The sequence below is a fragment of the Nocardiopsis sp. CNR-923 genome (genome assembly GCF_001942255.1).
Classification (GTDB): Bacteria; Actinomycetota; Actinomycetes; order Streptosporangiales; family Streptosporangiaceae; genus Nocardiopsis.
In genome coordinates, this window is the sequence record NZ_MKKC01000049.1 from 1 (window position 1) to 1309 (window position 1309).

Annotated in this window: 1 protein-coding gene; it reads right to left on the minus strand. The window is 64.5% G+C overall.

Annotated features, from left to right (window positions below):
- Positions 1-96: 96 nt before the first annotated feature.
- Positions 97-825, minus strand: coding sequence for a CRISPR-associated endoribonuclease Cas6 (locus BJF83_RS03185; RefSeq protein ID WP_075925110.1), 729 nt, complete (start codon positions 823-825; stop codon positions 97-99).
- Positions 826-1309 lie beyond the last annotated feature (484 nt).

A 1309-nucleotide genomic window follows, 5' to 3' on the forward strand; every position in this document is an offset into this window, starting at 1 on the left:
CGGCACCGTCTACGACCCCGCCACTCACCAGGCCAACGGCAAGATCGTTACCGTCTCGGAGGCGCCTTTGGCGGCATAGGGGTTGACTCAGGAAACTCATGCGATCACCCACCCGAACCCGGCCGCGTTCGCCTGCCCCAGCCCCCAACTCCAGATACACCGCAGCGTCTCCGGGGTCCCACGCAGCTGCGCTTCCACGGCAGCGCCCGGCTTGTAGCCCTGGCCTACACAGAAGCTGCGTTTAGGGCCGACCCAGGTGATCGCCTGAACCGTCACATCGGGATCAACCCCCACAGTTGCGGCTTTACGGCGTAGATTCGCTTCGAAGTAGGCGGGAAACTCCGGCTCGGTCGGCAGCACCCACGCCTGGCGGGTCGTGCGCTGCCCGTGCTCGTCCTGCCCCGACCCCTTCATCACGACCGGGGTCGAGGTCCTCAGCACCGCTGTTCCCGACGTGAAGTCCGGGGGTGGGAGGACATCAACGGTCTCCACCCGGAAGGCCGTACCTCCCCAGTCCAGCACCGACTGGCCGGCCAAACCCTTGGCCAGGCCCTCAACGACCTCCGGCAACGGGCTGCCGATCTCCAGCGCACCGGTTCCGCCCACTGCGTAGGTGCCGCGGCGGCGGCGCGCGGAGGGAAACACTGGGGCGCTGTGACCGAACGGCGTCATACCGGTCTGGCCCCACCCGTGTTCGTGGAGCCGCTCTCCGAGTTGCGGCGCTCCTCGGGCGAGCAGGTCATAGATCAGGCCGCGGCCCGGGCGCAGCACGTTCTCCCAGTTCAGAGAGTTCGCACTGGTGCGGACTGTCAATCGCAGACGCAATGCTCACCTCCTCATACTCGTTGGGGAATTGAGCAATCACGTTAGAGAGCGCCAACGACAAGAAGGAGACTGAGCCGATGTAGTGACCGCATCAGGCCAATGATTCCAAACACCACACACGGCAACCACAGATCTGATAACAGCCAGGCATATTATCCACAATGCCCTATTTTGGTGCATTTCTTGCAGGAGAACCCAGCAGAGGGGCAACGAAGGCACAGCACGAGCACGGACGCGACTATCACGACAGGCAGTTACTACCCCTCGCAGGGGCGATGAAGGCGGCGGAGGAGGCTCGCCGCGCTGCGGAGCTGTCCACGTTGCTACCCCTCGCAGGGGCGATGAAGGCCGCCCCACTCCCCTCGGAGGTGGCCGGTGAGTAGCAGAATTCGGAGTGCACGCCGACACCTCCGGGCTCACAGTGACCTTGGGTAACGGCGCGTTGACCTGGCACATCGAGGACTGGGTATGACGGAGAACGCGA